The following is a 23,216-nucleotide window of genomic DNA, read 5'->3' as shown; positions in this document are numbered from 1 at the left end:
CGTGCGGGTATTACTTAGACCTGTTCTGGTGCCTGAGCTTGGGCTGGTGGTCCTTAAGCCGGGCCGTGAATCCATACAGATATTTCATAATCCTCGAGTGCTGGTGGAACCGGAACCAAAAAGCATGCGTAATCTGCCATCCGGAGTCGTTCCTGCCGTTCGCCAGCCGCTGGCGGAAGACAAAACATTGCTGCCGTTTTTTAGTAACGAACGGGTGATTCGTGCTGCTGGCGGCGTTGGCGCATTGTCCGACTGGCTATTACGTCATGTTACATCCTGCCAGTGGCCTAATGGCGATTACCATCACACTGAAACAGTCATTCACCGTTATGGTACCGGCGCAATGGTGTTGTGCTGGCACTGCGACAACCAACTGCGTGACCAGACATCGGAATCACTGGAGCTGCTTGCTCAACAAAATCTGACAGCATGGGTGATTGACGTCATCCGTCACGCAATAAGCGGTACGCAGGAGCGGGAATTATCTTTGGCTGAATTATCCTGGTGGGCGGTCTGCAATCAGGTGGTGGATGCACTACCTGAGGCTGTATCGCGTCGTTCGCTGGGATTACCAGCGGAAAAAATCTGCTCGGTGTACCGCGAAAGCGACATCGTACCGGGAGAGCAGACCGCCACCAGCATATTGAAACAACGCACAAAAAATCTTGCACCGTTGCCTTACGCCCACCAGCAACAAAAATCACCACAGGAAAAGACGGTGGTAAGCATCACCGTTGATCCAGAGTCTCCGGAATCTTTCATGAAGCTGCCTAAACGTCGCCGCTGGGTTAAGGAGAAATACACACGTTGGGTTAAGACACAGCCGTGTGCTTGCTGCGGTATGCCAGCCGACGATCCGCATCATCTGATTGGTCACGGGCAGGGCGGAATGGGAACAAAAGCACATGATCTCTTTGTGTTGCCTTTGTGCAGAAAGCATCACAACGAGCTGCATACGGATACAGTGGCATTTGAAGATAAGTATGGCTCCCAACTGGAGCTGATATTTCGTTTTATCGATCGCGCGCTGGCAATTGGCGTACTGGCGTAAGTGGAGAACGAGCATGAACCTTGAAGCCTTACCAAAATATTACTCCCCAAAATCTCCAAAATTGAGCGATGACGCTCCAGCGACAGGCACCGGTTGTTTAACAATTACGGATGTAATGGCAGCGCAGGGGATGGTGCAGTCGAAAGCACCACTTGGGTTGGCCTTATTTCTGGCAAAAGTTGGTGTTCAGGACCCTCAGTTTGCGATTGAAGGCCTGCTAAATTACGCGATGGCACTGGATAACCCGACATTGAACAAATTGAGTGAAGAAATCCGGTTACAGATTATTCCTTACCTCGTGAGTTTTGCCTTTGCTGATTACTCCAGGTCTGCGGCAAGTAAGGCTCGCTGTGAGCATTGTTCAGGTACGGGATTTTATAATGTATTGCGCGAAGTGGTGAAACACTACAGACGCGGGGAATCTGTAATCAAGGAAGAATGGGTGAAGGAACTATGTCAGCATTGCCATGGTAAGGGCGAAGCCAGCACAGCGTGCAGAGGGTGTAAGGGTAAAGGGATTGTTCTGGATGAAAAAAGAACCCGGTTTCATGGCGTACCGGTATATAAGATTTGTGGGCGTTGTAATGGAAACCGGTTTAGTCGTTTACCGACCACGCTGGCACGACGTCATGTCCAGAAGCTGGTACCAGACCTGACCGATTATCAGTGGTATAAGGGGTATGCGGACGTCATTGGTAAACTGGTAACAAAGTGCTGGCAGGAAGAAGCATACGCGGAAGCGCAATTGAGGAAGGTGACGAGATAAATGATTTTTGCTGAAGATGGCGACATGATGTTTGCATTTTTCAAAAAATATGGATAAAATTTTTTCAACGATGGGCTTTGTATACCCGACGTTAAGAAAAAGTAGAAAACCCGCTGATGAGCGGGTTTTGTGCTTTAAATGGGGCAATGGTAATGTTGAATCTCATCCCGGGACTCATGTCTGTTAACTTATTATTTAGCTGGTGACTTGGTTATTTGCCTGATGTTTAAAATGTTTTCTTCCAGTACAATGTCCCTAAACACAATGAGTCTGCTTATTATATTATTAGCAGAGCTATTACGGCCAAAGTACAGCATAAGCTTTTAAAGCCAATCAACCAGTCATCAAGACAGACGGGGTTATTCATAAAAACTCTCCATGTGTGATCCGATGGGGCCTGAAATTAAAGCTTTAATATAGCTCATGAAAGGTAAACATTGGCAGCTGAAGGGCCACGCAGACCATTTATCCGGCAAAATTCCACGCGTAATCCGGTGGTAATTTCTTCTGCATCGCGGAGATTGAGCGCTGAAACATGAAGCTGGACATCGATACGACCATCGGATGGGGTGATAAGACCCTTGCCGCTTTTGCCGTCAAAGGTTTTGACAATTCCTGTCATTTTACGGGACAAAAAAATTCCTTAATACTGATAACTTGGCGCACTATACACACGTTCCTGAAGAAAGCTATAGTTTTTTGATGGGGTTGAAGATGGCTGGATGTCTAAAATAAACATTGCTTCATATGTTCAACTATGCGTTAATGATTGCGTCGGTTTGAAGAACAGACGATATACGAAGTAGTTTACTAAAGCAGTTCTCATTTCAGGTGTTATTCACTTATTCCTTCTTTGAGTCTCTCCAATTAAGTACGAAGTCGTTTCTGTTATGCAAACCATTTATGCCGAAAGGCTCAAGTTAAGGAATGTAGAATGTCAAATAAAATGACTGGTTTAGTAAAATGGTTTAACGCTGATAAAGGTTTCGGCTTTATTTCTCCTGTTGATGGTAGTAAAGATGTGTTTGTGCATTTTTCTGCGATTCAGAATGATAATTATCGAACCTTATTTGAAGGTCAAAAGGTTACCTTCTCTATAGAGAGTGGTGCTAAAGGTCCTGCAGCAGCAAATGTCATCATTACTGATTAAAATTCATCGCTCGTCTGTATACGATAACGAAGAAGGCTGATGCCTGAGTAGAGATACGGACAGAGTAGTGAATATTGGATCTCTTTAATAAAAAGTAAGGAGGTCCAATACATGAAACAATGGCTAGCATATTTGGCAAAATCTTAATCAGGAAAAGTATGCTAACCATTGTGGTGAAGTGCAGGTTTGCTGCATGAATAGTTTTACAGCAGAAGCTAACTGCTGGCATGGCAAAACAAAGTGCGTAAGTGGATGACTCCCACAAAAAGCACCACAATCTCAAACCCGCTCAGGCGGGTTTTTTATTATCTGCTTTAAATATATTATTAAAATATAAAAAATACTTGTTACTAATAAAATCAATCAGGCTACAGCTTTAAGATTTGTCTGGAATACTTTGTTGCAATGAGGGCAGATCAAAAGGGCACCTTTTTGTACTCTTGAAAAACTGTGTTCTGACTCTTGGGTGCAGTTTGGGCAGGAACATTTAACGAGATAATTACGGCGTGATTTTGAGTTTTTACGTTCTGACATAGGCTTTTCCTGTATAAATGGCCGTATACAGTACACTAAATATGAAAACATTTCTCGTATTATTATTTTATATATGACTTTCTTTCAAAATAATTACCCACATTTTTAATGTGTATGTTTTTTTAGCGCCGTTGAGAACAACGTGTGCTGTCAAAACTACCCCGTAGACTCCGATCTTTTCAAACATATTGCACCATCCGTGTACATCGGGGTGAGGATATGAAATCAATGGATAAGTTAACAACAGGTGTTGCCTATGGCACATCGGCGGGTAATGCTGGTTTCTGGGCATTGCAGTTACTCGATAAAGTAACTCCGTCACAGTGGGCTGCAATCGGTGTGCTGGGTAGCCTGGTTTTTGGCCTGCTGACGTATCTGACAAATCTTTATTTCAAGATTAAAGAAGACAGGCGTAAGGCTGCGAGAGGAGAGTAATCCAATGACTCAAGACTATGAACTGGTTGTGAAAGGAGTCCGTAATTTTGAGAATAAAGTTACGGTAACTGTAGCCTTACAGGACAAAGAACGCTTTGACGGTGAAATTTTTGACCTGGATGTCGCCATGGACCGTGTTGAAGGAGCTGCGCTGGAGTTTTATGAGGCAGCAGCCAGAAGGAGCGTCCGGCAAGTCTTCCTGGAAGTAGCAGAAAAATTGTCAGAAAAAGTTGAGTCTTATCTGCAGCATCAGTACTCCTTTAAGATTGAAAATCCTGCCAATAAGCACGAGCGTCCTCATCATAAATATCTATGAACACAAAAATCAGATACGGCCTGTCGGCTGCCGTTCTGGCGCTGATTGGTGCTGGCGCATCTGCTCCTCAGATACTTGACCAGTTTCTGGACGAAAAAGAAGGTAACCACACAATGGCATACCGCGATGGTTCTGGCATATGGACCATCTGTCGGGGTGCCACAGTGGTGGATGGAAAAACCGTTTTTCCCAATATGAAACTGTCGAAGGAAAAATGCGACCAGGTCAACGCCATTGAGCGTGATAAGGCGCTGGCATGGGTGGAGCGCAATATTAAAGTACCACTGACCGAACCACAAAAAGCGGGTATCGCGTCATTTTGTCCCTATAACATTGGCCCCGGTAAGTGTTTCCCGTCGACGTTTTATAAGCGGCTGAATGCTGGTGATCGTAAAGGTGCATGCGAAGCGATTCGCTGGTGGATTAAGGATGGCGGACGCGATTGCCGCATTCGTTCAAATAACTGTTACGGTCAGGTTATTCGTCGTGACCAGGAGAGCGCATTAACCTGCTGGGGGATAGAACAGTGAATCAGATATTCATGGTGATTTTTCTCGTGTTGTCAGGATTTATCGTCGGAAATGTCTGGAGCGACCGAGGATGGCAAAAAAGATGGGCGGAACGTGATGCTGCCGCATTATCACAAGAGGTAAATGCTCAATTTGCTGCTCGAATAATTGAACAGGGGCGAACTATAGCCCGTGATGAGGCTGTTAAAGATGCGCAACAGAAATCTGCTGAAATTTCTGCCAGGGCTGCTTATCTGTCTGATAGTGTTAACCAGTTGCGTGCCGAAGCAAAAAAATATGCCATACGCCTTGACGCAGCGAAGCATACCGCAGATCTTGCCGCTGCCGTCAGAGGCAAAACAACCAAAACCGCCGAAGGAATGCTCACCAACATGCTCGGAGATATTGCAGCAGAAGCTCAGCTTTATGCTGAAATTGCTGACGAACGCTACATCGCAGGAGTGACTTGTCAACAGATCTATGAATCTTTAAGAGATAAAAAGCATCAAATGTAGGGTAATATTAAATCGGAACATTTACATCGCGGAATGTAAAATTTAAATAAAAAGGACTCTTCCATGAGCCAAAATTCCTGAAATCTTAAGGGTAAGATAAAAGGTCTTAATCAGAATGACACGTTTTATTAATAAATAAAGCTATTCTTTCATTGCTGTGTTTTTCTTTACAAAAGTAATCCTTGTTATGGGTGGTTAATCATGCGTTAATGGTGTTCTGGTTTGTTACAAATTTATCTGAAGCAGTCATTGTTATAATTTTATTATTTGTACCTCTTGAGATTTCCTTGTTGGTTTTTCTCTCTGATATTTTTTTTCGGACCATTCTGCCCAAGGGCTAATTTCTTCAAAAGGTAATAATTATGTCTAACAAAATGACTGGTTTAGTGAAATGGTTTAACCCTGAAAAAGGTTTTGGTTTCATCACGCCGAAAGATGGCAGCAAAGATGTGTTTGTCCATTTCTCAGCAATTCAGAGCAACGATTTCAAAACATTAACTGAGAATCAGGAAGTTGAATTTGGTATTGAGAACGGACCTAAAGGTCCTGCCGCTGTTCATGTAGTGGCGCTTTGAGGTAGACAATATTACAAACCATATTCACTTTAGATGCCCGTGTTGTCATGGTTCCCAGTATAGAACATCATCTTTTGATGTTTCTGACATGAATCCTTTCGGGGCAAAATGTATCTTTTGTAAATCAATGATGATTACATTTGATAATATTTCACAATACTTAAATGCCAGCCGTCTGTCGTTGGATTTAAAAAAGTGAAAATGAAGGCTCCTTCGGGAGCTTTTTTGCTTGGTGTCTATTCGATGGATACTCACATACTACGGTAACATCATGAAAAAAATCATAGTTTTTTTTAACTCTGAACCAGCAGTGGTAGTGCCAGCGATGACTGGAGTTAACACCATCATGCGTGAATATCCAAATGGCGAAAAAACACACCTTACTGTAATGGCCGCAGGGTTTCCATCTCTGACCGGAGATCATAAAGTCATTTATGTAGCCGCGGATCGACATGTTACTTCAGAAGAAATTCTGGAAGCAGCAATAAGGCTCTTGATTTGATGCTATTGCATTGATAATTCAGGAAAATTCTCTTTGTCTGTTTGTGTAAAATTTAGACTATCGTATGTTGATTATTGCGATGTTTCATCTTATCTTTTACACGTTTGCACCATATAATCGACTTACTGTGTAACTGGAAAGTCATAACAGACTAAAAGAGGAAATGATGAATATTGAAAACTTAAAAACAAAAGCAGAAGCAGATATTTCTGAATATATAACAAAAAAAATTATTGAACTTAAGAAAAAGACCGGGAAAGAAGTTACCAGTATTCAGTTTACCGCACGGGAAAAAATGACGGGTCTTGAAAGCTATGATGTCAAGATTAATTTAATCTGATGTATTCAATAATAAAATTTATCCATAAACCTCGTTTTTACGGGGTTTTGTTATATTTGAATGGTTCCGAATATCTAAATCACAATTGTTGATGGTTTTTATTAAACCAATGCAGTCCGGCTCAGGAGTGAGAGAAGCCGGACGTTATGGTTTAGAGTGGTAAGATCTGTGTAGTTTTCTGGATGCTTTCAGTAAATAGTAATGAATTATCAAAGGTATAGTAATATCTTTTTTGTTCGTGGATATTTGTAACCCACCGAAAAACTCCTGCTTTAGCAAGGTTTCTTCTGTATTCCTGAAATGTGATCTCTCTGGATTTCAGCTTATTAGAGGTCGTTTCTATAAGATGCCTATCCTTTGAAAATTTGACAGACACAATGTTTTTTAGGCCCTTTAATAACACTGTATTATCATTTTTTAATACAATATGAACATTCTCTGTGGCTAAATAGTAAATGTAATGTGAGACATTGTGACGTTTTAGCTCAGAATAAAACCATTGATAGTTTAAATCGTTTCGAACTTTATCAAATATTTGTTTAAAAATGACTACCTGATCCATAGATAAACCTTCCATGTGATATGAGGGGGCGTAGTCTGCACGATTATCTAAATTGCTTCAATCTGGTCTGACCTGTTTTCTGAGCAATTCAGTAATGTCACTCTTTTCTTTGTTTGCTTCAGAAGAAACTCTTTTTTCTGAGCACAGTCTCCGGCGGCAGGCTTCAATGACCCAGGCTGAGAAATTCCCGGACCCTTTTTGCTCAAGAGCGATGTTAATTTGTTCAATCATTTGGTTAGGAAAGCGGATGTTGCGGGTTGTTGTTCTGCGGGTTCTGTTCTTCGTTGACATGAGGTTGCCCCGTATTCAGTGTCGCTGATTTGTATTGTCTGAAGTTGTTTTTACGTTAAGTTGATGCAGATCAATTAATACGATACCTGCGTCATAATTGATTATTTGACGTGGTTTGATGGCCTCCACGCACGTTGTGATATGTAGATGATAATCATTATCACTTTACGGGTCCTTTCCGGTGATCCGACAGGTTACGGGGCGGCGACCTCGCGGGTTTTCGCTATTTATGAAAATTTTCCGGTTTAAGGCGTTTCCGTTCTTCTTCGTCGTAACTTAATGTTTTTATTTAAAATACCCCCTGAAAAGAAAGGAAACGACAGGTGCTGAAAACGAACTTTTGGGCCTCTGTCGTTTCCTTTCTCTGTTTTTGGCCGTGGAATGAACAATGGAAGTCAACAAAAAGCAGCTGGCTGACATTTTCGGTGCGAGTATCCGTACCATTCAGAACTGGCAGGAACAGGGAATGCCCGTTCTGCGAGGCGGTGGCAAGGGTAATGAGGTGCTTTATGACTCTGCCGCCGTTATAAAATGGTATGCCGAAAGGGATGCTGAAATTGAGAACGAAAAGCTGCGCCGGGAAGTTGAAGAACTGCGGCAGGCCAGCGAGACAGATCTCCAGCCAGGGACTATTGAGTACGAACGCCACCGACTTACGCGTGCACAGGCCGACGCACAGGAGCTGAAAAATGCCAGAGACTCCGCTGAAGTGGTGGAAACCGCATTCTGTACTTTCGTGCTGTCGCGGATCGCAGGTGAAATTGCCAGTATTCTCGACGGGATCCCCCTGTCGGTGCAGCGGCGTTTTCCGGAACTGGAAAACCGACATGTTGATTTCCTGAAACGGGATATCATCAAAGCCATGAACAAAGCAGCCGCGCTGGATGAACTGATACCGGGGTTGCTGAGTGAATATATCGAACAGTCAGGTTAACAGGCTGCGGCATTTTGTCCGCGCCGGGCTTCGCTCACTGTTCAGGCCGGAGCCACAGACCGCCGTTGAATGGGCGGATGCCAATTACTATCTCCCGAAAGAATCCGCATACCAGGAAGGGCGCTGGGAAACACTGCCCTTTCAGCGGGCCATCATGAATGCGATGGGCAGTGACTACATCCGCGAGGTGAATGTGGTGAAGTCTGCCCGTGTTGGTTATTCCAAAATGCTGCTGGGTGTTTATGCCTACTTCATAGAGCATAAGCAGCGCAACACCCTTATCTGGTTGCCGACGGATGGTGATGCCGAGAACTTTATGAAAACCCACGTTGAGCCGACTATTCGTGATATTCCGTCGCTGCTGGCGCTGGCCCCGTGGTATGGCAAAAAGCACCGGGATAACACGCTCACCATGAAGCGTTTCACCAATGGGCGTGGCTTCTGGTGCCTGGGCGGTAAAGCGGCAAAAAACTACCGTGAAAAGTCGGTGGATGTGGCGGGTTATGATGAACTTGCTGCTTTTGATGATGATATTGAACAGGAAGGCTCTCCGACGTTCCTGGGTGACAAGCGTATTGAAGGCTCGGTCTGGCCAAAGTCCATCCGTGGCTCCACGCCCAAAGTGAGAGGCACCTGTCAGATTGAGCGTGCAGCCAGTGAATCCCCGCATTTTATGCGTTTTCATGTTGCCTGCCCGCACTGCGGGGAGGAGCAGTACCTTAAATTTGGCGATAAAGAGACGCCGTTTGGCCTCAAATGGACGCCGGATGATCCCTCCAGCGTGTTTTATCTCTGCGAACATAATGCCTGCGTCATCCGCCAGCAGGAGCTGGACTTCACTGATGCCCGTTATATCTGCGAAAAGACCGGGATCTGGACCCGTGATGGCATTCTCTGGTTTTCGTCATCCGGTGAAGAGATTGAGCCACCTGACAGTGTGACCTTTCACATCTGGACGGCGTACAGCCCGTTCACCACCTGGGTGCAGATTGTCAAAGACTGGATGAAGACGAAAGGGGATACGGGAAAACGTAAAACCTTCGTGAACACCACGCTCGGTGAGACGTGGGAAGCGAAAATCGGTGAACGTCCGGATGCTGAAGTGATGGCAGAGCGGAAAGAGCATTATTCAGCGCCCGTTCCTGACCGTGTGGCTTACCTGACCGCCGGTATCGACTCCCAGCTGGATCGCTACGAAATGCGCGTATGGGGATGGGGGCCGGGTGAGGAAAGCTGGCTGATTGACCGGCAGATTATTATGGGCCGCCACGACGATGAACAGACGCTGCAGCGTGTGGATGAGGCCATCAATAAAACCTATACCCGCCGGAATGGTGCAGAAATGTCGGTATCCCGTATCTGCTGGGATACTGGCGGGATTGACCCGACTATTGTGTATGAACGCTCGAAAAAGCATGGGCTGTTCCGGGTGATCCCCATTAAAGGGGCATCCGTCTACGGAAAGCCGGTGGCCAGCATGCCACGTAAGCGAAACAAAAACGGGGTTTACCTTACCGAAATCGGTACGGATACCGCGAAAGAGCAGATTTATAACCGCTTCACACTGACGCCGGAAGGGGATGAACCGCTTCCCGGTGCCGTTCACTTCCCGAATAACCCGGATATTTTTGATCTGACCGAAGCGCAGCAGCTGACTGCTGAAGAGCAGGTCGAAAAATGGGTGGATGGCAGGAAAAAAATACTGTGGGACAGCAAAAAGCGACGCAATGAGGCACTCGACTGCTTCGTTTATGCGCTGGCGGCGCTGCGCATCAGTATTTCGCGCTGGCAGCTGGATCTCAGTGCACTGCTGGCGAGCCTGCAGGAAGAGGATGGTGCAGCAACCAACAAGAAAACACTGGCAGATTACGCCCGTGCCTTATCCGGAGAGGATGAATGACGCGACAGGAAGAACTTGCCGCTGCCCGTGCGGCACTGCATGACCTGATGACAGGAAAACGGGTGGCAACGGTACAGAAAGACGGACGGAGAGTGGAGTTTACGGCCACTTCCGTGTCTGACCTGAAAAAATACATTGCGGAGCTGGAAGTGCAGACCGGCATGACACAGCGACGCAGGGGACCTGCAGGATTTTATGTATGAAAACGTCCACCATTCCCACCCTTCTGGGGCCGGACGGCATGACATCGCTGCGTGAATATGCCGGTTATCACGGCGGTGGCAGCGGATTTGGTGGGCAGTTGCGGGCGTGGAACCCACCGGGTGAAAGTGTGGATGCAGCCCTGCTGCCCAATTTTACCCGTGGCAATGCCCGTGCAGACGATCTGGTACGCAATAACGGCTATGCCGCCAACGCCATCCAGCTGCATCAGGATCATATCGTCGGGTCTTTTTTCCGGCTCAGTCATCGCCCAAGCTGGCGCTATCTGGGCATCGGGGAGGAAGACGCCCGTGCCTTTTCCCGCGAGGTTGAAGCGGCATGGAAAGAGTTTGCCGAAGATGACTGTTGCTGCATTGACGTTGAGCGAAAACGCACGTTTACCATGATGATTCGGGAAGGTGTGGCCATGCACGCCTTTAACGGTGAACTGTTCGTTCAGGCCACCTGGGATACCAGTCCGTCGCGGCTTTTCCGGACACAGTTCCGGATGGTCAGCCCGAAGCGCATCAGCAACCCGAACAATACCGGCGACAGCCGGAACTGCCGTGCCGGTGTGCAGATTAATGACAGCGGTGCGGCGCTGGGATATTACGTCAGCGAGGACGGCTATCCTGGCTGGATGCCGCAGAAATGGACATGGATACCCCGTGAGTTACCCGGCGGGCGCGCCTCGTTCATTCACGTTTTTGAACCCGTGGAGGACGGGCAGACCCGCGGTGCAAATGTGTTTTACAGCGTAATGGAGCAGATGAAGATGCTCGACACGCTGCAGAACACGCAGCTGCAGAGCGCCATTGTGAAGGCGATGTATGCCGCCACCATTGAGAGTGAGCTGGATACGCAGTCAGCGATGGATTTTATTCTGGGCGCGAACAGTCAGGAGCAGCGGGACAAGCTGACCGGCTGGATTGGTGAAATTGCCGCGTATTACGCAGCAGCACCGGTCCGTCTGGGAGGCGCAAAAGTGCCGCACCTGATGCCGGGGGACTCACTGAACCTGCAGACGGCTCAGGACACGGATAACGGCTACTCCGTGTTTGAGCAGTCACTGTTGCGGTATATCGCTGCCGGGCTGGGTGTCTCGTATGAGCAGCTTTCCCGGAATTACGCCCAGATGAGCTACTCCACGGCACGGGCCAGTGCGAACGAGTCGTGGGCGTACTTTATGGGGCGGCGAAAATTCGTCGCATCCCGTCAGGCGAGCCAGATGTTTCTGTGCTGGCTGGAAGAGGCCATCGTTCGCCGCGTGGTGACGTTACCTTCAAAAGCGCGCTTCAGCTTTCAGGAAGCCCGCAGTGCCTGGGGGAACTGCGACTGGATAGGCTCCGGTCGTATGGCCATCGATGGTCTGAAAGAAGTTCAGGAAGCGGTGATGCTGATAGAAGCCGGACTGAGCACCTACGAGAAAGAGTGCGCGAAACGCGGTGACGACTATCAGGAAATTTTTGCCCAGCAGGTCCGTGAAACGATGGAGCGCCGCGCAGCCGGTCTTAAACCGCCCGCCTGGGCGGCAGCGACATTTGAATCCGGACTGCGACAATCAACAGAGGAGGAGAAGAGTGACAGCAGCGCTGCGTAATCTCCCGCATATTGCCAGCATGGCCTTTAATGAGCCGCTGATGCTTGAACCCGCCTATGCGCGGGTTTTCTTTTGTGCGCTTGCAGGCCAGCTTGGGATCAGCCGCCTGACGGATGCGGTGTCCGGCGACAGCCTGACTGCCCAGGAGGCACTCGCGACGCTGGCATTATCCGGTGATGATGACGGACCACGACAGGCCTGCAGTTATCAGGTCATGAACGGCATCGCCGTGCTGCCGGTGTCCGGCACGCTGGTCAGCCGGACGCGGGCGCTGCAGCCGTACTCGGGGATGACCGGTTACAACGGCATTATCGCCCGTCTGCAACAGGCTGCCAGCGACCCGATGGTGGACGGCATTCTGCTCGATATGGACACGCCAGGCGGAATGGTGGCGGGGGCATTTGACTGCGCTGACATCATCGCCCGTGTGCGTGACATAAAACCGGTATGGGCGCTGGCCAACGACATGAACTGCAGTGCAGGTCAGCTGCTTGCCAGTGCCGCCTCCCGGCGCCTGGTCACGCAGACCGCCCGGACAGGCTCCATCGGCGTCATGATGGCTCACAGTAATTACGGTGCTGCCCTGGAGAAACAGGGTGTGGAAATCACGCTGATTTACAGCGGCAGCCATAAGGTGGATGGCAATCCCTACAGCCATCTTCCGGATGACGTCCGGGAGACACTGCAGTCCCGGATGGACGCAACCCGCCGGATGTTTGCGCAGAAGGTGTCGGCATATACCGGCCTGTCTGTGCAGGCTGTGCTGGATACCGAGGCTGCAGTGTACAGCGGTCAGGAGGCCATTGATGCCGGACTGGCTGATGAACTTGTTAACAGCACCGATGCGATCACCGTCATGCGTGATGCACTGGATGCGCGTAAATCCCGTCTCTCAGGAGGGCGAATGACCAAAGAGACTCAATCAACAACTGTTTCAGCCACTGCTTCGCAGGCTGACGTTACTGACGTGGTGCCAGCGACGGAGGGCGAAAACGCCAGCGCGGCGCAGCCGGACGTGAACGCGCAGATCACCGCAGCGGTTGCGGCAGAAAACAGCCGCATTATGGGGATCCTCAACTGTGAGGAGGCTCACGGACGCGAAGAACAGGCGCGCGTTCTGGCAGAAACCCCCGGAATGACCGTGGAAACGGCCCGCCGCATTCTGGCTGCAGCACCACAGAGTGCACAGGCGCGCAGTGACACTGCGCTGGATCGTCTGATGCAGGGGGCACCGGCACCGCTGGCTGCAGGTAACCTGGCATCTGATACCAATAAAGAATTACTTAATACACCTGAAGCTTTACCGGTATAAGAGGCAGTTATGGCGACAAAAGAAGAGTTTAACCATTACCAGCCGCTGGGTAACAGTGATCCGGCTCATACAGCAATTGCGCCTGGCGGATTGAGTGCGAAAACGCCTGCAATGACCCCGCTGATGCTGGATGGCACTACCCGTAAGCTGGTTGTGTGGGATGGCACCACCGACGGTGCAGCCGTTGGCATTCTGGCGGTTGCTGCTGACCAGACCAGCACCACACTGACGTTCTACAAGTCCGGCTCGTTCCGTTATGAGGATGTGCTCTGGCCGGAGGCTGCCAGCGACGAGACTAAAAAACGGACCGCGTTTGCCGGAACGGCAATCAGCATCGTTTAATCTTCCCCTTCATCAACAAAGGCCGCCTGTGCGGCTTTTTTTATGGAAATAATTTATGTCTGTATATACAACTGCAGAATTACTGGCATCGACCCAGCATCACTTTAAGTTCGATCCGCTGTTTCTGCGCCTGTTTTTCCGTGAAACCTATCCTTTCACCACGGAAAAAGTCTATCTCTCACAAATTCCGGGACTGGTAAACATGGCGCTGTACGTTTCGCCGATTGTTTCCGGTGAGGTTATCCGATCCCGTGGCGGCTCCACCTCTGAATTTACGCCGGGTTATGTCAAACCCAAGCATGAGGTGAATCCGCAGATGACCCTGCGTCGCCTGCCGGATGAAGATCCGCAGAACCTGGCTGACCCGGCTTACCGTCGTCGCCGTATTATTCGGCAGAATATGCTGGATGAAAATCTGGCGATTGCCCAGGTCGAAGAGATGCAGGCAGTTTCTGCCGTGCTTAAGGGCAAATACACCATGACCGGTGAAGCCTTCGATCCGGTTGAGGTGGATATGGGCCGCAGTGCGGCGAATAACATCACGCAGTCCGGCGGCACGGAGTGGAGCAAGCGTGACAAGTCCACGTATGACCCGACCGACGATATCGAAGCCTACGCGCTGAACGCCAGCGGTGTGGTGAATATCATCGTGTTTGATCCGAAAGGCTGGGCGCTGTTCCGTTCCTTCAAGGCCGTCAGGGAGAAGCTGGATACCCGTCGCGGCTCTCATTCCGAGCTGGAGACAGCGGTAAAAGACCTGGGCAAAGCGGTGTCTTATAAGGGAATGTATGGCGATGTGGCCATCGTCGTGTATTCCGGACAGTACGTGGAAAACGGCGTCAAAAAGAACTTCCTGCCGGACAACACGATGGTGCTGGGGAACACTCAGGCACGCGGTCTGCGCACCTATGGTTGCATTCAGGATGCGGACGCACAGCGCGAAGGCATTAACGCCTCTGCCCGTTACCCGAAAAACTGGGTGACCACCGGCGACCCGGCGCGTGAGTTCACCATGATTCAGTCAGCACCGCTGATGCTGCTGGCTGACCCTGATGAGTTCGTGTCTGTACAACTGGCGTAATCATGGCCCTTCGGGGCCATTGTTTCTCTGTGGAGGAGTCCATGACGAAAGATGAACTGATTGCCCGTCTCCGCTCGCTGGGTGAACAACTGAACCGTGATATCAGCCTGACGGGGACGAAAGAAGAACTGGCGCTCCGTGTGGCAGAGCTGGAAGAAGAGCTTGATGACACGGGCGACACTGCCGGTCAGGAGACCCCTCTCAGCCCGGAAAATGTGCTGACCGGACATGAAAATGAGGTTGTATCAGCGCAGCCGGATACCGTGACTGATACGGCTGATCTGGTCACGGTTGTGGCACTGGTGACGCTGCATACTGATGCACTTCACGCCACGCGGGATGAGGCTGTGGCATTTGTGCTGCCGGGAACGGCGTTCCGTGTCTCTGCCGGTGTGGCAGCTGAAATGACAGAGCGCGGCCTGGCCAGAATGCAATAACGGGAGGCGCTGTGGCTGATTTCGATAACCTGTTCGATGCTGCCATTGCCTGCGCCGATGAAACGATACGCGGGTACATGGGAACGTCAGCCACCATGACATCCGGTGAGCAGTCCGGTGCTGTGATACGTGGTGTTTTTGATGACCCTGAAAATATCAGCTATGCCGGACAGGGCGTGCGCGTTGAAGGCTCCAGCCCGTCCCTGTTTGTCCGGACTGATGAGGTGCGGCAGCTGCGGCGTGGAGACACGCTGACCATCGGTGAGGAAAATTTCTGGGTAGATCGGGTTTCGCCGGATGATGGTGGAAGCTGTCATCTCTGGCTTGGGCGGGGCGTACCGCCTGCCGTTAATCGTCGCCGCTGAAAGGGGGATGTATGGCCATAAAAGGTCTTGAGCAGGCCGTTGAAAACCTCAGCCGTATCAGCAGAACGGCGGTGCCCGGTGCCGCCGCAATGGCCATTAACCGCGTTGCTTCATCCGCGATATCGCAGTCGGCGTCACAGGTTGCCCGTGAGACAAAGGTACGCCGGAAACTGGTAAAGGAAAGGGCCAGGCTGAAAAGGGCCACGGTCAAAAATCCGCAGGCCAGAATCAGGGTTAACCGGGGGGATTTGCCCGTAATCAAGCTGGGTAACGCGCGGGTTGTCCTTTCCCGCCGCAGACGTCGTAAAAAGGGGCAGCGTTCATCCCTGAAAGGTGGCGGCAGCGTGCTTGTGGTGGGAAACCGTCGTATTCCCGGCGCGTTTATTCAGCAACTGAAAAATGGCCGGTGGCATGTCATGCAGCGTGTGGCCGGGAAAAACCGTTACCCCATTGATGTGGTGAAAATCCCGATGGCGGTGCCGCTGACCACGGCGTTTAAACAGAATATTGAACGGATACGGCGTGAACGTCTTCCGAAAGAGCTGGGCTATGCGCTGCAGCATCAACTGAGAATGGTAATAAAGCGATGAAACATACTGAACTCCGTGCAGCCGTACTGGATGCACTGGAGAAGCATGACACCGGGGCGACGCTTTTTGATGGTCGCCCCGCTGTTTTTGATGAGGCGGATTTTCCGGCAATTGCCGTTTATCTCACCGGCGCTGAATACACGGGCGAAGAGCTGGACAGTGATACCTGGCAGGCGGAGCTGCATATTGAAGTTTTCCTGCCTGCTCAGGTGCCGGATTCAGAGCTGGATTTGTGGATGGAGTCCCGGATTTATCCGGTGATGAGCGATGTCCCGGCACTGTCAGATTTGATCACCAGTATGGTGGCCAGTGGCTATGACTACCGGCGCGACGATGATGCGGGCCTGTGGAGTTCAGCCGATCTGACTTATGTCATTACCTATGAAATGTGAGGACGCTATGCCTGTACCAAATCCAACAATGCCGGTGAAAGGTGCCGGGACCACACTGTGGGTTTATAAGGGGAACGGTGACCCTTATGCGAACCCGCTTTCAGACGTTGACTGGTCGCGTCTGGCAAAAGTTAAAGACCTGACGCCCGGCGAACTGACCGCTGAGTCCTATGACGACAGCTATCTCGATGATGAGGATGCGGACTGGACTGCGACCGGGCAGGGGCAGAAATCTGCCGGAGATACCAGCTTCACGCTGGCGTGGATGCCCGGAGAGCAGGGGCAGCAGGCGCTGCTGGCGTGGTTTAATGAAGGTGATACCCGTGCCTATAAAATCCGCTTTCCGAACGGCACGGTTGATGTGTTCCGTGGCTGGGTCAGCAGTATCGGTAAGGCGGTGACGGCGAAGGAAGTGATCACCCGCACGGTGAAGGTCACCAATGTGGGACGCCCGTCGATGGCTGAAGATCGCAGTACGGTGACGGCGGCAACCGGCATGACGGTAACGCCAGCCAGTGCGTCCGTAGTGAAAGGGCAGAGCACCACGCTGACCGTGGCATTCCAGCCGGAAGGCGTAACCGACAAGAGCTTCCGTGCGGTGTCTGCGGATAAAACAAAAGCCACCGTGTCGGTCAGTGGTATGACCATCACCGTGAACGGCGTTGCTGCAGGCAAGGTCAACATTCCGGTTGTATCCGGTAATGGTGAGTTTGCTGCGGTTGCAGAAATTACCGTCACCGCCAGTTAATCCGGAGAGTCAGCGATGTTCCTGAAAACCGAATCATTTGAACATAACGGTGTGACCGTCACGCTTTCTGAACTGTCAGCCCTGCAGCGCATTGAGCATCTCGCCCTGATGAAACGGCAGGCAGAACAGGCGGAGTCAGACAGCAACCGGAAGTTTACTGTGGAAGACGCCATCAGAACCGGCGCGTTTCTGGTGGCGATGTCCCTGTGGCATAACCATCCCCAGAAGACGCAGATGCCGTCCATGAATGAAGCCGTTAAACAGATTGAGCAGGAAGTGCTTACCACCTGGCCCACGGAGGCAATTTCTCATGCTGAAAACGTGGTGTACCGGCTGTCTGGTATGTATGAGTTTGTGGTGAATAATGCCCCTGAACAGACAGAGGACGCCGGGCCCGCAGAGCCTGTTTCTGCGGGAAAGTGTTCGACGGTGAGCTGAGTTTTGCCCTGAAACTGGCGCGTGAGATGGGGCGACCCGACTGGCGTGCCATGCTTGCCGGGATGTCATCCACGGAGTATGCCGACTGGCACCGCTTTTACAGTACCCATTATTTTCATGATGTTCTGCTGGATATGCACTTTTCCGGGCTGACGTACACCGTGCTCAGCCTGTTTTTCAGCGATCCGGAGATGCATCCGCTGGATTTCAGTCTGCTGAATCGGCGCGAGGCTGACGAAGAGCCTGAAGATGATGTGCTGATGCAGAAAGCGGCAGGGCTTGCCGGAGGCGTTCGTTTTGGCCCGGACGGGAATGAAGTTATCCCCGCTTCCCCGTATGTGGCGGACATGACGGAGGATGACGTAATGCTGATGACAGTATCAGAAGGGATCGCAGGAGGAGTCCGGTATGGCTGAACCGGTAGGCGATCTGGTCGTTGATTTAAGTCTGGATGCGGCCAGATTTGACGAGCAGATGGCCAGAGTCAGGCGTCATTTTTCCGGTACGGAAAGTGATGCGAAAAAAACAGCGGCAGTCGTTGAACAGTCAATGAACCGGCAGGCGCTGGCTGCACAGAAAGCGGGGATTTCCGTCGGGCAGTATAAAGCTGCCATGCGTATGCTGCCTGCGCAGTTCACCGACGTGGCCACGCAGCTTGCAGGGGGGCAGAATCCGTGGCTCATCCTGCTGCAACAGGGTGGTCAGGTGAAGGACTCCTTCGGCGGGATGATCCCCATGTTCAGGGGGCTTGCCGGTGCGATCACCCTGCCGATGGTTGGTATCACTTCGCTGGCGGTGGCGACCGGTGCGCTGGCGTATGCCTGGTATCAGGGTGACTCAACCCTGTCCGATTTCAACAAAACGCTGGCCCTTTCCGGTAATCAGGCGGGACTGACGGCAGATCGTATGCTGGCCCTGTCCAGAGCCGGGCAGGCGGCAGGGCTGACGTTTAACCAGACCAGCGAGTCACTGACGGCGCTGGTGAATGCCGGTGTGCGTGGTGGTGAGCAGTTTGAGGCAATCAGCCAGAGTGTGGCGCGTTTCTCCTCTGCATCCGGCGTGGAGGTGGACAAGGTCGCTGAAGCCTTCGGGAAGCTGACCACTGACCCGACGTCTGGGTTGACGGCGATGGCACGTCAGTTCCATAACGTGACGGCGGAGCAGATTGCGTATGTTGCTCAGTTGCAGCGTTCCGGCGATGAAGCCGGGGCATTGCAGGCGGCGAACGAGGCCGCAACGAAAGGGTTTGATGACCAGACCCGCCGCCTGAAAGAGAACATGGGCACGCTGGAGACCTGGGCAGACAGGACTGCGCGGGCATTCAAATCCATGTGGGATGCGGTGCTGGATATTGGTCGTCCTGATACCGCGCAGGAGATGCTGATTAAGGCAGAGGCTGCGTTTAAGAAAGCAGACGACATCTGGAATCTGCGCAAGGATGATTATTTTGTTAACGATGAAGCGCGGGCGCGTTACTGGGATGATCGTGAAAAGGCCCGTCTTGCGCTTGAAGCCGCCCGAAAGAAGACTGAGCAGCAGACTCAACAGGACAAAAATGCGCAGCAGCAGAGCGATACCGAAGCGTCACGGCTGAAATATACCGAAGAGGCGCAGAAGGCTTACGAACGGCTGCAGACGCCGCTGGAGAAATATACCGTCCGTCAGGAAGAACTGAACAAGGCACTGAAAGACGGGAAAATCCTGCAGGCGGATTACAACACGCTGATGGCGGCAGCGAAAAAGGATTATGAAGCGACGCTGAAAAAGCCGAAACAGTCCGGCGTGAAGGTGTCTGCGGGCGATCGTCAGGAAGACAGTGCTCATGCTGCCCTGCTGACGCTTCAGGCAGAACTCCGGACGCTGGAGAAGCATGCCGGAGCAAATGAGAAAATCAGCCAGCAGCGCCGGGATTTGTGGAAGGCGGAGAGTCAGTTCGCGGTACTGGAGGAGGCGGCGCAACGTCGCCAGCTGTCTGCACAGGAGAAATCCCTGCTGGCGCATAAAGATGAGACGCTGGAGTACAAACGCCAGCTGGCTGCACTTGGCGACAAGGTTACGTATCAGGAGCGCCTGAACGCGCTGGCGCAGCAGGCGGATAAATTCGCACAGCAGCAACGGGCAAAACGGGCCGCCATTGATGCGAAAAGCCGGGGGCTGACTGAGCGGCAGGCAGCGTGGGAAGCTACGGAACAGCGTCTGAAGGAACAGTATGGCGATAATCCGCTGGCGCTGAATAACGTCATGTCAGAGCAGAAAAAGACCTGGGCGGCTGAAGACCAGCTTCGCGGGAGCTGGATGGCAGGCCTGAAGTCCGGCTGGAGTGAGTGGGAAGAGAGCGCCACGGACAGTATGTCGCAGGTAAAAAGTGCAGCCACGCAGACCTTTGATGGTATTGCACAGAATATGGCGGCGATGCTGACCGGCAGTGAGCAGAACTGGCGCAGCTTCACCCGTTCCGTGCTGTCCATGATGACAGAAATTCTGCTTAAGCAGGCAATGGTGGGGATTGTCGGGAGTATCGGCAGCGCCATTGGAGGTGCTACCGGTGGCGGCTCATCAGCGTCAGGCGGTACAGCCATTCAGGCTGCTGCGGCAAAATTCCATTTTGCGACCGGGGGATTTACGGGAACCGGCGGCAAATATGAGCCAGCGGGGATTGTTCACCGTGGTGAGTTTGTCTTCACGAAGGAGGCAACCAGCCGGATTGGCGTGGGGAATCTCTACCGGCTGATGCGCGGCTATGCCACTGGTGGTTATGTCGGTGGCACCGGAAGTCCGGCACAAATGCGGTGTTCAGAGGGTATCAGATTTGAGCAGAACAACAACGTGGTGATTCAGAACGACGGTACGAATGGTCTGCCAGGTCCACAGATGCTGAAGGCGGTGTATGACATGGCCCGCAAGGGTGCCCGTGATGAAATTCAGGCACAGATGCGTGATGGTGGTCTGTTCTCCGGAGGTGGACGATGAAAACCTTCCGCTGGAAAGTGAAACCCGGTATGGATGTGGCTTCGGCCCCTTCCGTAAGAAAGGTGCGCTTTGGTGATGGCTATTCCCAGCGAGCGCCTGCCGGGCTGAACGCTGACCTGAAAACGTACAGCGTGACGCTTTCTGTTCACCGTTGGGAGGCCACGGCGCTGGAGTCGTTTCTGGCTGAGCACGGGGGCTGGAAGGCCTTTCTGTGGACGCCGCCTTATGAGTGGCGGCAGATAAAGGTGACCTGCGCAAAATGGACGTCGCGGGTCAGTATGCTGCGTGTTGAGTTCAGCGCAGAGTTTGAACAGGTGGTGAACTGATGCAGGATATCCGGCAGGAAACACTGAATGAATGCACCCGTGCGGAGCAGTCGGCCAGCGTGGTGCTCTGGGAAATCGATCTGACAGAGGTCGGTGGAGAACGTTATTTTTTCTGTAATGAGCAGAACGAAAAAGGTGAGCCGGTCACCTGGCAGGGGCGGCAGTATCAGGCGTATCCCATTCAGGGGAGCGGTTTTGAACTGAATGGCAAAGGCACCAGTACGCGGCCCACGCTGGCAGTCTCTAACCTGTACGGCATGGTCACCGGTATGGTGGAAGATATGCAGAGTCTGGTCGGCGGAACGGTGGTCCGGCGTAAGGTTTACGCCCGTTTTCTGGATGCGGTGAACTTCGTCAACGGAAACAGTGACGCCGATCCGGAGCAGGAGGTGATCAGCCGCTGGCGCATCGAGCAGTGCAGCGAACTGAGCGCGGTGAGTGCCTCCTTTGTACTGTCCACGCCGACGGAAACGGATGGCGCTGTTTTTCCGGGACGTATCATGCTGGCCAACACCTGCACCTGGACCTATCGCGGTGATGAGTGCGGTTATCACGGTCCGGCAGTCGCGGATGAATATGACCAGCCGACGTCCGATATCACGAAGGATAAATGCAGCAAATGCCTGAGCGGCTGTAAGTTTCGCAATAACGTCGGCAACTTTGGCGGCTTCCTTTCCATTAACAAACTTTCGCAGTAATCCCATGACAGAGACAGAATCAGCGATTCTGGCGCACGCCCGGCGATGTGCGCCAGCGGAGTCGTGCGGCTTCGTGGTGAGAGCGCCGGAGGGGGAAAGATATTTTCCCTGCGTGAATATTTCCGGTGAGCCGGAGGATTATTTCCGGATGGCTCCGGAGGACTGGCTGCAGGCAGAGATGCAGGGTGAGATTGTGGCACTGGTCCACAGCCATCCCGGTGGTCTGCCCTGGCTGAGTGAGGCTGACCGGCGGCTGCAGGTGCAGAGTGATTTGCCGTGGTGGCTGGTCTGCCGGGGGGCGATTCACAAGTTCCGCTGTGTGCCGCATCTCACCGGGCGGCGCTTTGAGCACGGGGTGACGGACTGTTACACGCTGTTCCGGGATGCTTATCATCTGGCGGGGATTGAGATGCCGAATTTTCATCGCGGGGATGACTGGTGGCGTCACGGTCAGAATCTCTATCTGGATAATCTGGAGGCCACAGGGCTGTATCAGGTGCCGTTGTCATCAGCACAACCGGGCGATGTGCTGCTGTGCTGTTTTGGTTCATCGGTGCCGAATCATGCCGCCATTTACTGTGGTGACGGCGAGCTGCTGCACCATATTCCTGAACAACTGAGCAAACGAGAGAGGTATACCGACAAATGGCAGCGACGCACACACTCCCTCTGGCGTCACCGGGCATGGCGCGCATCTGCCTTTACGGGGATTTACAACGATTTGGCCGCCGCATCGACCTTCGTGTGAAAACGGGGGCTGAAGCCATCCGGGCGCTGGCCACATAGCTCCCGGCGTTTCGTCAGAAACTGAGCGACGGCTGGTATCAGGTACGGATTTCCGGGCGGGACGTCAGCACGTCCGGATTGACGGCGCAGTTACATGAGGTTCTGCCTGACGGCGCTGTGATTCATATTGTTCCCAGAGTCGCCGGGGCCAAGTCAGGGGGCGTATTCCAGATTGTTCTGGGGGCTGCCGCCATTGCCGGATCATTCTTTACTGCCGGAGCCACCCTTGCAGCATGGGGGGCAGCCATTGGGGCCGGTGGTATGACCGGTATCCTGTTTTCTCTCGGTGCCAGTATGGTACTTGGTGGTGTGGCGCAGATGCTGGCACCGAAAGCCAGAACTCCCCGTACACAGACAACGGATAACGGTAAGCAGAACACCTATTTCTCCTCACTGGATAACATGGTTGCCCAGGGCAATGTTCTGCCCGTTCTGTACGGTGAAATGCGCGTGGGGTCACGGGTGGTTTCTCAGGAGATCAGCACGGCAGACGAAGGGGACGGTGGTCAGGTTGTGGTGATTGGTCGCTGATGCAAAATGTTTTATGTGA

At 51.9% G+C, this 23,216-nt stretch carries 35 protein-coding genes and 1 pseudogene; 31 read left to right on the top strand and 5 right to left on the bottom strand.

Annotated elements, in window-relative coordinates:
• Position 1: 1 nt before the first annotated feature.
• Positions 2-1,051 (top strand): DUF968 domain-containing protein, encoded by a 1,050-nt coding sequence (locus tag ACJHWK_RS15420; RefSeq protein ID WP_001265198.1) that lies wholly within the window; start codon positions 2-4, stop codon positions 1,049-1,051.
• 13 nt (positions 1,052-1,064) lie between these two features.
• Positions 1,065-1,817 carry an antitermination protein gene (locus ACJHWK_RS15415; protein WP_001047135.1) on the top strand — a complete coding sequence of 251 codons (753 nt, stop codon included), beginning with the start codon at positions 1,065-1,067 and terminating at the stop codon, positions 1,815-1,817.
• Between the two features lie 277 nt (positions 1,818-2,094).
• Here ACJHWK_RS15415 and ACJHWK_RS15410 read toward each other — a convergent pair whose 3' ends face one another.
• Positions 2,095-2,184: a hypothetical protein gene (locus ACJHWK_RS15410; protein WP_120795389.1), complete on the bottom strand. Its 90-nt coding sequence runs from the start codon at positions 2,182-2,184 to the stop codon at positions 2,095-2,097.
• Positions 2,185-2,238: 54 nt separating this feature from the next.
• Positions 2,239-2,451 carry a cold shock-like protein CspF gene (gene cspF, locus ACJHWK_RS15405; protein ID WP_000087756.1) on the bottom strand — a complete coding sequence of 71 codons (213 nt, stop codon included), beginning with the start codon at positions 2,449-2,451 and terminating at the stop codon, positions 2,239-2,241.
• Positions 2,452-2,751: 300 nt separating this feature from the next.
• On the opposite strand from cspF, the gene cspB reads away from it, so the two are divergent.
• Positions 2,752-2,967, top strand: a complete 216-nt coding sequence (cspB, locus tag ACJHWK_RS15400) for a cold shock-like protein CspB (protein ID WP_000066484.1) — start codon at positions 2,752-2,754, stop codon at positions 2,965-2,967.
• A gap of 363 nt (positions 2,968-3,330) precedes the next feature.
• Here cspB and ynfU read toward each other — a convergent pair whose 3' ends face one another.
• Positions 3,331-3,501, bottom strand: a complete 171-nt coding sequence (ynfU, locus tag ACJHWK_RS15395; protein WP_211180497.1) for a putative zinc-binding protein YnfU — start codon at positions 3,499-3,501, stop codon at positions 3,331-3,333.
• A 219-nt stretch (positions 3,502-3,720) separates the two neighbouring features.
• Here ynfU and essD point away from each other — a divergent pair, with 219 nt between their 5' ends.
• The 9 genes from essD (at position 3,721) to ACJHWK_RS15350 (ending at position 6,693) form a co-directional block, all read left to right on the top strand.
• Positions 3,721-3,936, top strand: a complete 216-nt coding sequence (gene essD, locus ACJHWK_RS15390) for a phage lysis protein EssD (RefSeq protein ID WP_000839590.1) — start codon at positions 3,721-3,723, stop codon at positions 3,934-3,936.
• A gap of 4 nt (positions 3,937-3,940) precedes the next feature.
• Complete coding sequence (locus ACJHWK_RS15385) at positions 3,941-4,252, top strand: YdfR family protein (protein WP_000189916.1); 312 nt, start codon at positions 3,941-3,943, stop codon at positions 4,250-4,252.
• Positions 4,249-4,782 (top strand): lysozyme, encoded by a 534-nt coding sequence (locus tag ACJHWK_RS15380; RefSeq protein WP_001092971.1) that lies wholly within the window; start codon positions 4,249-4,251, stop codon positions 4,780-4,782. Before ACJHWK_RS15385 ends, ACJHWK_RS15380 begins: the two co-directional genes overlap by 4 nt.
• A complete protein-coding gene (locus ACJHWK_RS15375; protein WP_147706730.1) occupies positions 4,779-5,276 on the top strand; it encodes a DUF2514 domain-containing protein in 498 nt (165 codons plus the stop codon). Before ACJHWK_RS15380 ends, ACJHWK_RS15375 begins: the two co-directional genes overlap by 4 nt.
• A 362-nt stretch (positions 5,277-5,638) precedes the next feature.
• Positions 5,639-5,851: a cold shock protein CspI gene (gene cspI, locus ACJHWK_RS15370; RefSeq protein ID WP_000066495.1), complete on the top strand. Its 213-nt coding sequence runs from the start codon at positions 5,639-5,641 to the stop codon at positions 5,849-5,851.
• Positions 5,852-5,861: 10 nt separating this feature from the next.
• The gene (locus ACJHWK_RS15365; RefSeq protein ID WP_071524604.1) at positions 5,862-6,050 is read left to right on the top strand and encodes a cold-shock protein; all 189 of its coding nucleotides are present in this window, start codon (positions 5,862-5,864) and stop codon (positions 6,048-6,050) included.
• 2 nt (positions 6,051-6,052) lie between these two features.
• Entirely contained in the window at positions 6,053-6,118 is a 66-nt protein-coding gene (gene ynfR, locus ACJHWK_RS15360; RefSeq protein WP_120795388.1) for a small protein YnfR, read from the top strand.
• A 4-nt stretch (positions 6,119-6,122) separates the two neighbouring features.
• Positions 6,123-6,353: a protein YnfN gene (gene ynfN / locus ACJHWK_RS15355; protein ID WP_276573047.1), complete on the top strand. Its 231-nt coding sequence runs from the start codon at positions 6,123-6,125 to the stop codon at positions 6,351-6,353.
• Positions 6,354-6,519: 166 nt separating this feature from the next.
• Positions 6,520-6,693: a GnsA/GnsB family addiction module toxin gene (locus ACJHWK_RS15350; protein WP_001019606.1), complete on the top strand. Its 174-nt coding sequence runs from the start codon at positions 6,520-6,522 to the stop codon at positions 6,691-6,693.
• Positions 6,694-6,844: 151 nt separating this feature from the next.
• On the opposite strand, the gene ACJHWK_RS15345 is transcribed toward ACJHWK_RS15350, so the two are convergent.
• On the bottom strand, positions 6,845-7,255 hold the full coding sequence (locus tag ACJHWK_RS15345; protein WP_001571459.1) for a DUF1398 domain-containing protein: 411 nt from the start codon (positions 7,253-7,255) through the stop codon (positions 6,845-6,847).
• Positions 7,256-7,312: 57 nt separating this feature from the next.
• A complete protein-coding gene (locus ACJHWK_RS15340; RefSeq protein ID WP_001368374.1) occupies positions 7,313-7,546 on the bottom strand; it encodes a YlcI/YnfO family protein in 234 nt (77 codons plus the stop codon).
• 388 nt (positions 7,547-7,934) lie between these two features.
• Between ACJHWK_RS15340 and ACJHWK_RS15335 the strand changes: the two genes are divergently transcribed.
• The 19 genes and pseudogenes from ACJHWK_RS15335 (at position 7,935) to ACJHWK_RS15245 (ending at position 23,197) form a co-directional block, all read left to right on the top strand.
• Positions 7,935-8,480 carry a DNA-packaging protein gene (locus ACJHWK_RS15335; RefSeq protein WP_000453587.1) on the top strand — a complete coding sequence of 182 codons (546 nt, stop codon included), beginning with the start codon at positions 7,935-7,937 and terminating at the stop codon, positions 8,478-8,480.
• The gene (locus tag ACJHWK_RS15330) at positions 8,455-10,380 is read left to right on the top strand and encodes a phage terminase large subunit family protein (protein WP_001027298.1); all 1,926 of its coding nucleotides are present in this window, start codon (positions 8,455-8,457) and stop codon (positions 10,378-10,380) included. Before ACJHWK_RS15335 ends, ACJHWK_RS15330 begins: the two co-directional genes overlap by 26 nt.
• Complete coding sequence (locus ACJHWK_RS15325; protein ID WP_000198149.1) at positions 10,377-10,583, top strand: phage head-tail joining protein; 207 nt, start codon at positions 10,377-10,379, stop codon at positions 10,581-10,583. Before ACJHWK_RS15330 ends, ACJHWK_RS15325 begins: the two co-directional genes overlap by 4 nt.
• Complete coding sequence (locus ACJHWK_RS15320; protein WP_129965702.1) at positions 10,580-12,181, top strand: phage portal protein; 1,602 nt, start codon at positions 10,580-10,582, stop codon at positions 12,179-12,181. Before ACJHWK_RS15325 ends, ACJHWK_RS15320 begins: the two co-directional genes overlap by 4 nt.
• Positions 12,162-13,493, top strand: coding sequence for a S49 family peptidase (locus tag ACJHWK_RS15315; RefSeq protein WP_147706876.1), 1,332 nt, complete (start codon positions 12,162-12,164; stop codon positions 13,491-13,493). Before ACJHWK_RS15320 ends, ACJHWK_RS15315 begins: the two co-directional genes overlap by 20 nt.
• Positions 13,494-13,502: 9 nt before the next feature.
• Positions 13,503-13,835 (top strand): head decoration protein, encoded by a 333-nt coding sequence (locus tag ACJHWK_RS15310; RefSeq protein WP_000201478.1) that lies wholly within the window; start codon positions 13,503-13,505, stop codon positions 13,833-13,835.
• 55 nt (positions 13,836-13,890) lie between these two features.
• Positions 13,891-14,916: a major capsid protein gene (locus tag ACJHWK_RS15305; protein ID WP_000118192.1), complete on the top strand. Its 1,026-nt coding sequence runs from the start codon at positions 13,891-13,893 to the stop codon at positions 14,914-14,916.
• Positions 14,917-14,957: 41 nt separating this feature from the next.
• Entirely contained in the window at positions 14,958-15,353 is a 396-nt protein-coding gene (locus ACJHWK_RS15300; protein WP_001586767.1) for a DNA-packaging protein FI, read from the top strand.
• Between the two features lie 11 nt (positions 15,354-15,364).
• Positions 15,365-15,718: a head-tail joining protein gene (locus tag ACJHWK_RS15295; protein WP_000752966.1), complete on the top strand. Its 354-nt coding sequence runs from the start codon at positions 15,365-15,367 to the stop codon at positions 15,716-15,718.
• An 11-nt stretch (positions 15,719-15,729) separates the two neighbouring features.
• Positions 15,730-16,308 (top strand): phage tail protein, encoded by a 579-nt coding sequence (locus tag ACJHWK_RS15290; RefSeq protein ID WP_001595432.1) that lies wholly within the window; start codon positions 15,730-15,732, stop codon positions 16,306-16,308.
• Positions 16,305-16,700 carry a phage minor tail U family protein gene (locus ACJHWK_RS15285; RefSeq protein ID WP_097093988.1) on the top strand — a complete coding sequence of 132 codons (396 nt, stop codon included), beginning with the start codon at positions 16,305-16,307 and terminating at the stop codon, positions 16,698-16,700. The genes ACJHWK_RS15290 and ACJHWK_RS15285 overlap by 4 nt, the downstream gene beginning before the upstream one ends.
• A gap of 7 nt (positions 16,701-16,707) precedes the next feature.
• A complete protein-coding gene (locus tag ACJHWK_RS15280) occupies positions 16,708-17,448 on the top strand; it encodes a phage tail protein (protein WP_001306179.1) in 741 nt (246 codons plus the stop codon).
• Positions 17,449-17,463: 15 nt separating this feature from the next.
• Positions 17,464-17,886, top strand: a complete 423-nt coding sequence (gene gpG, locus ACJHWK_RS15275; protein WP_000479153.1) for a phage tail assembly chaperone G — start codon at positions 17,464-17,466, stop codon at positions 17,884-17,886.
• Positions 17,868-18,302 carry a phage tail assembly protein T gene (locus tag ACJHWK_RS15270; protein WP_000459481.1) on the top strand — a complete coding sequence of 145 codons (435 nt, stop codon included), beginning with the start codon at positions 17,868-17,870 and terminating at the stop codon, positions 18,300-18,302. Before gpG ends, ACJHWK_RS15270 begins: the two co-directional genes overlap by 19 nt.
• Positions 18,295-20,856 (top strand): phage tail tape measure protein, encoded by a 2,562-nt coding sequence (locus ACJHWK_RS15265; RefSeq protein WP_410234867.1) that lies wholly within the window; start codon positions 18,295-18,297, stop codon positions 20,854-20,856. The genes ACJHWK_RS15270 and ACJHWK_RS15265 overlap by 8 nt, the downstream gene beginning before the upstream one ends.
• Positions 20,853-21,182 carry a phage tail protein gene (locus tag ACJHWK_RS15260; RefSeq protein ID WP_097093995.1) on the top strand — a complete coding sequence of 110 codons (330 nt, stop codon included), beginning with the start codon at positions 20,853-20,855 and terminating at the stop codon, positions 21,180-21,182. Before ACJHWK_RS15265 ends, ACJHWK_RS15260 begins: the two co-directional genes overlap by 4 nt.
• On the top strand, positions 21,182-21,880 hold the full coding sequence (locus ACJHWK_RS15255) for a phage minor tail protein L (protein WP_001152525.1): 699 nt from the start codon (positions 21,182-21,184) through the stop codon (positions 21,878-21,880). Before ACJHWK_RS15260 ends, ACJHWK_RS15255 begins: the two co-directional genes overlap by 1 nt.
• Positions 21,881-21,884: 4 nt before the next feature.
• A complete protein-coding gene (locus tag ACJHWK_RS15250) occupies positions 21,885-22,628 on the top strand; it encodes a C40 family peptidase (RefSeq protein WP_032156900.1) in 744 nt (247 codons plus the stop codon).
• A pseudogene (locus ACJHWK_RS15245) lies at positions 22,625-23,197 on the top strand (tail assembly protein). Before ACJHWK_RS15250 ends, ACJHWK_RS15245 begins: the two are co-directional and overlap by 4 nt.
• Positions 23,198-23,216: the final 19 nt, after the last annotated feature.

The organism is Escherichia sp. WS547, from assembly GCF_046486065.1.
In the GTDB taxonomy this organism is placed as follows: Bacteria; Pseudomonadota; Gammaproteobacteria; order Enterobacterales; family Enterobacteriaceae; genus Escherichia; species Escherichia coli.
Note: the sequence above shows the minus strand (reverse complement) of the source record. Positions and strands in the feature narration are given on the sequence as shown.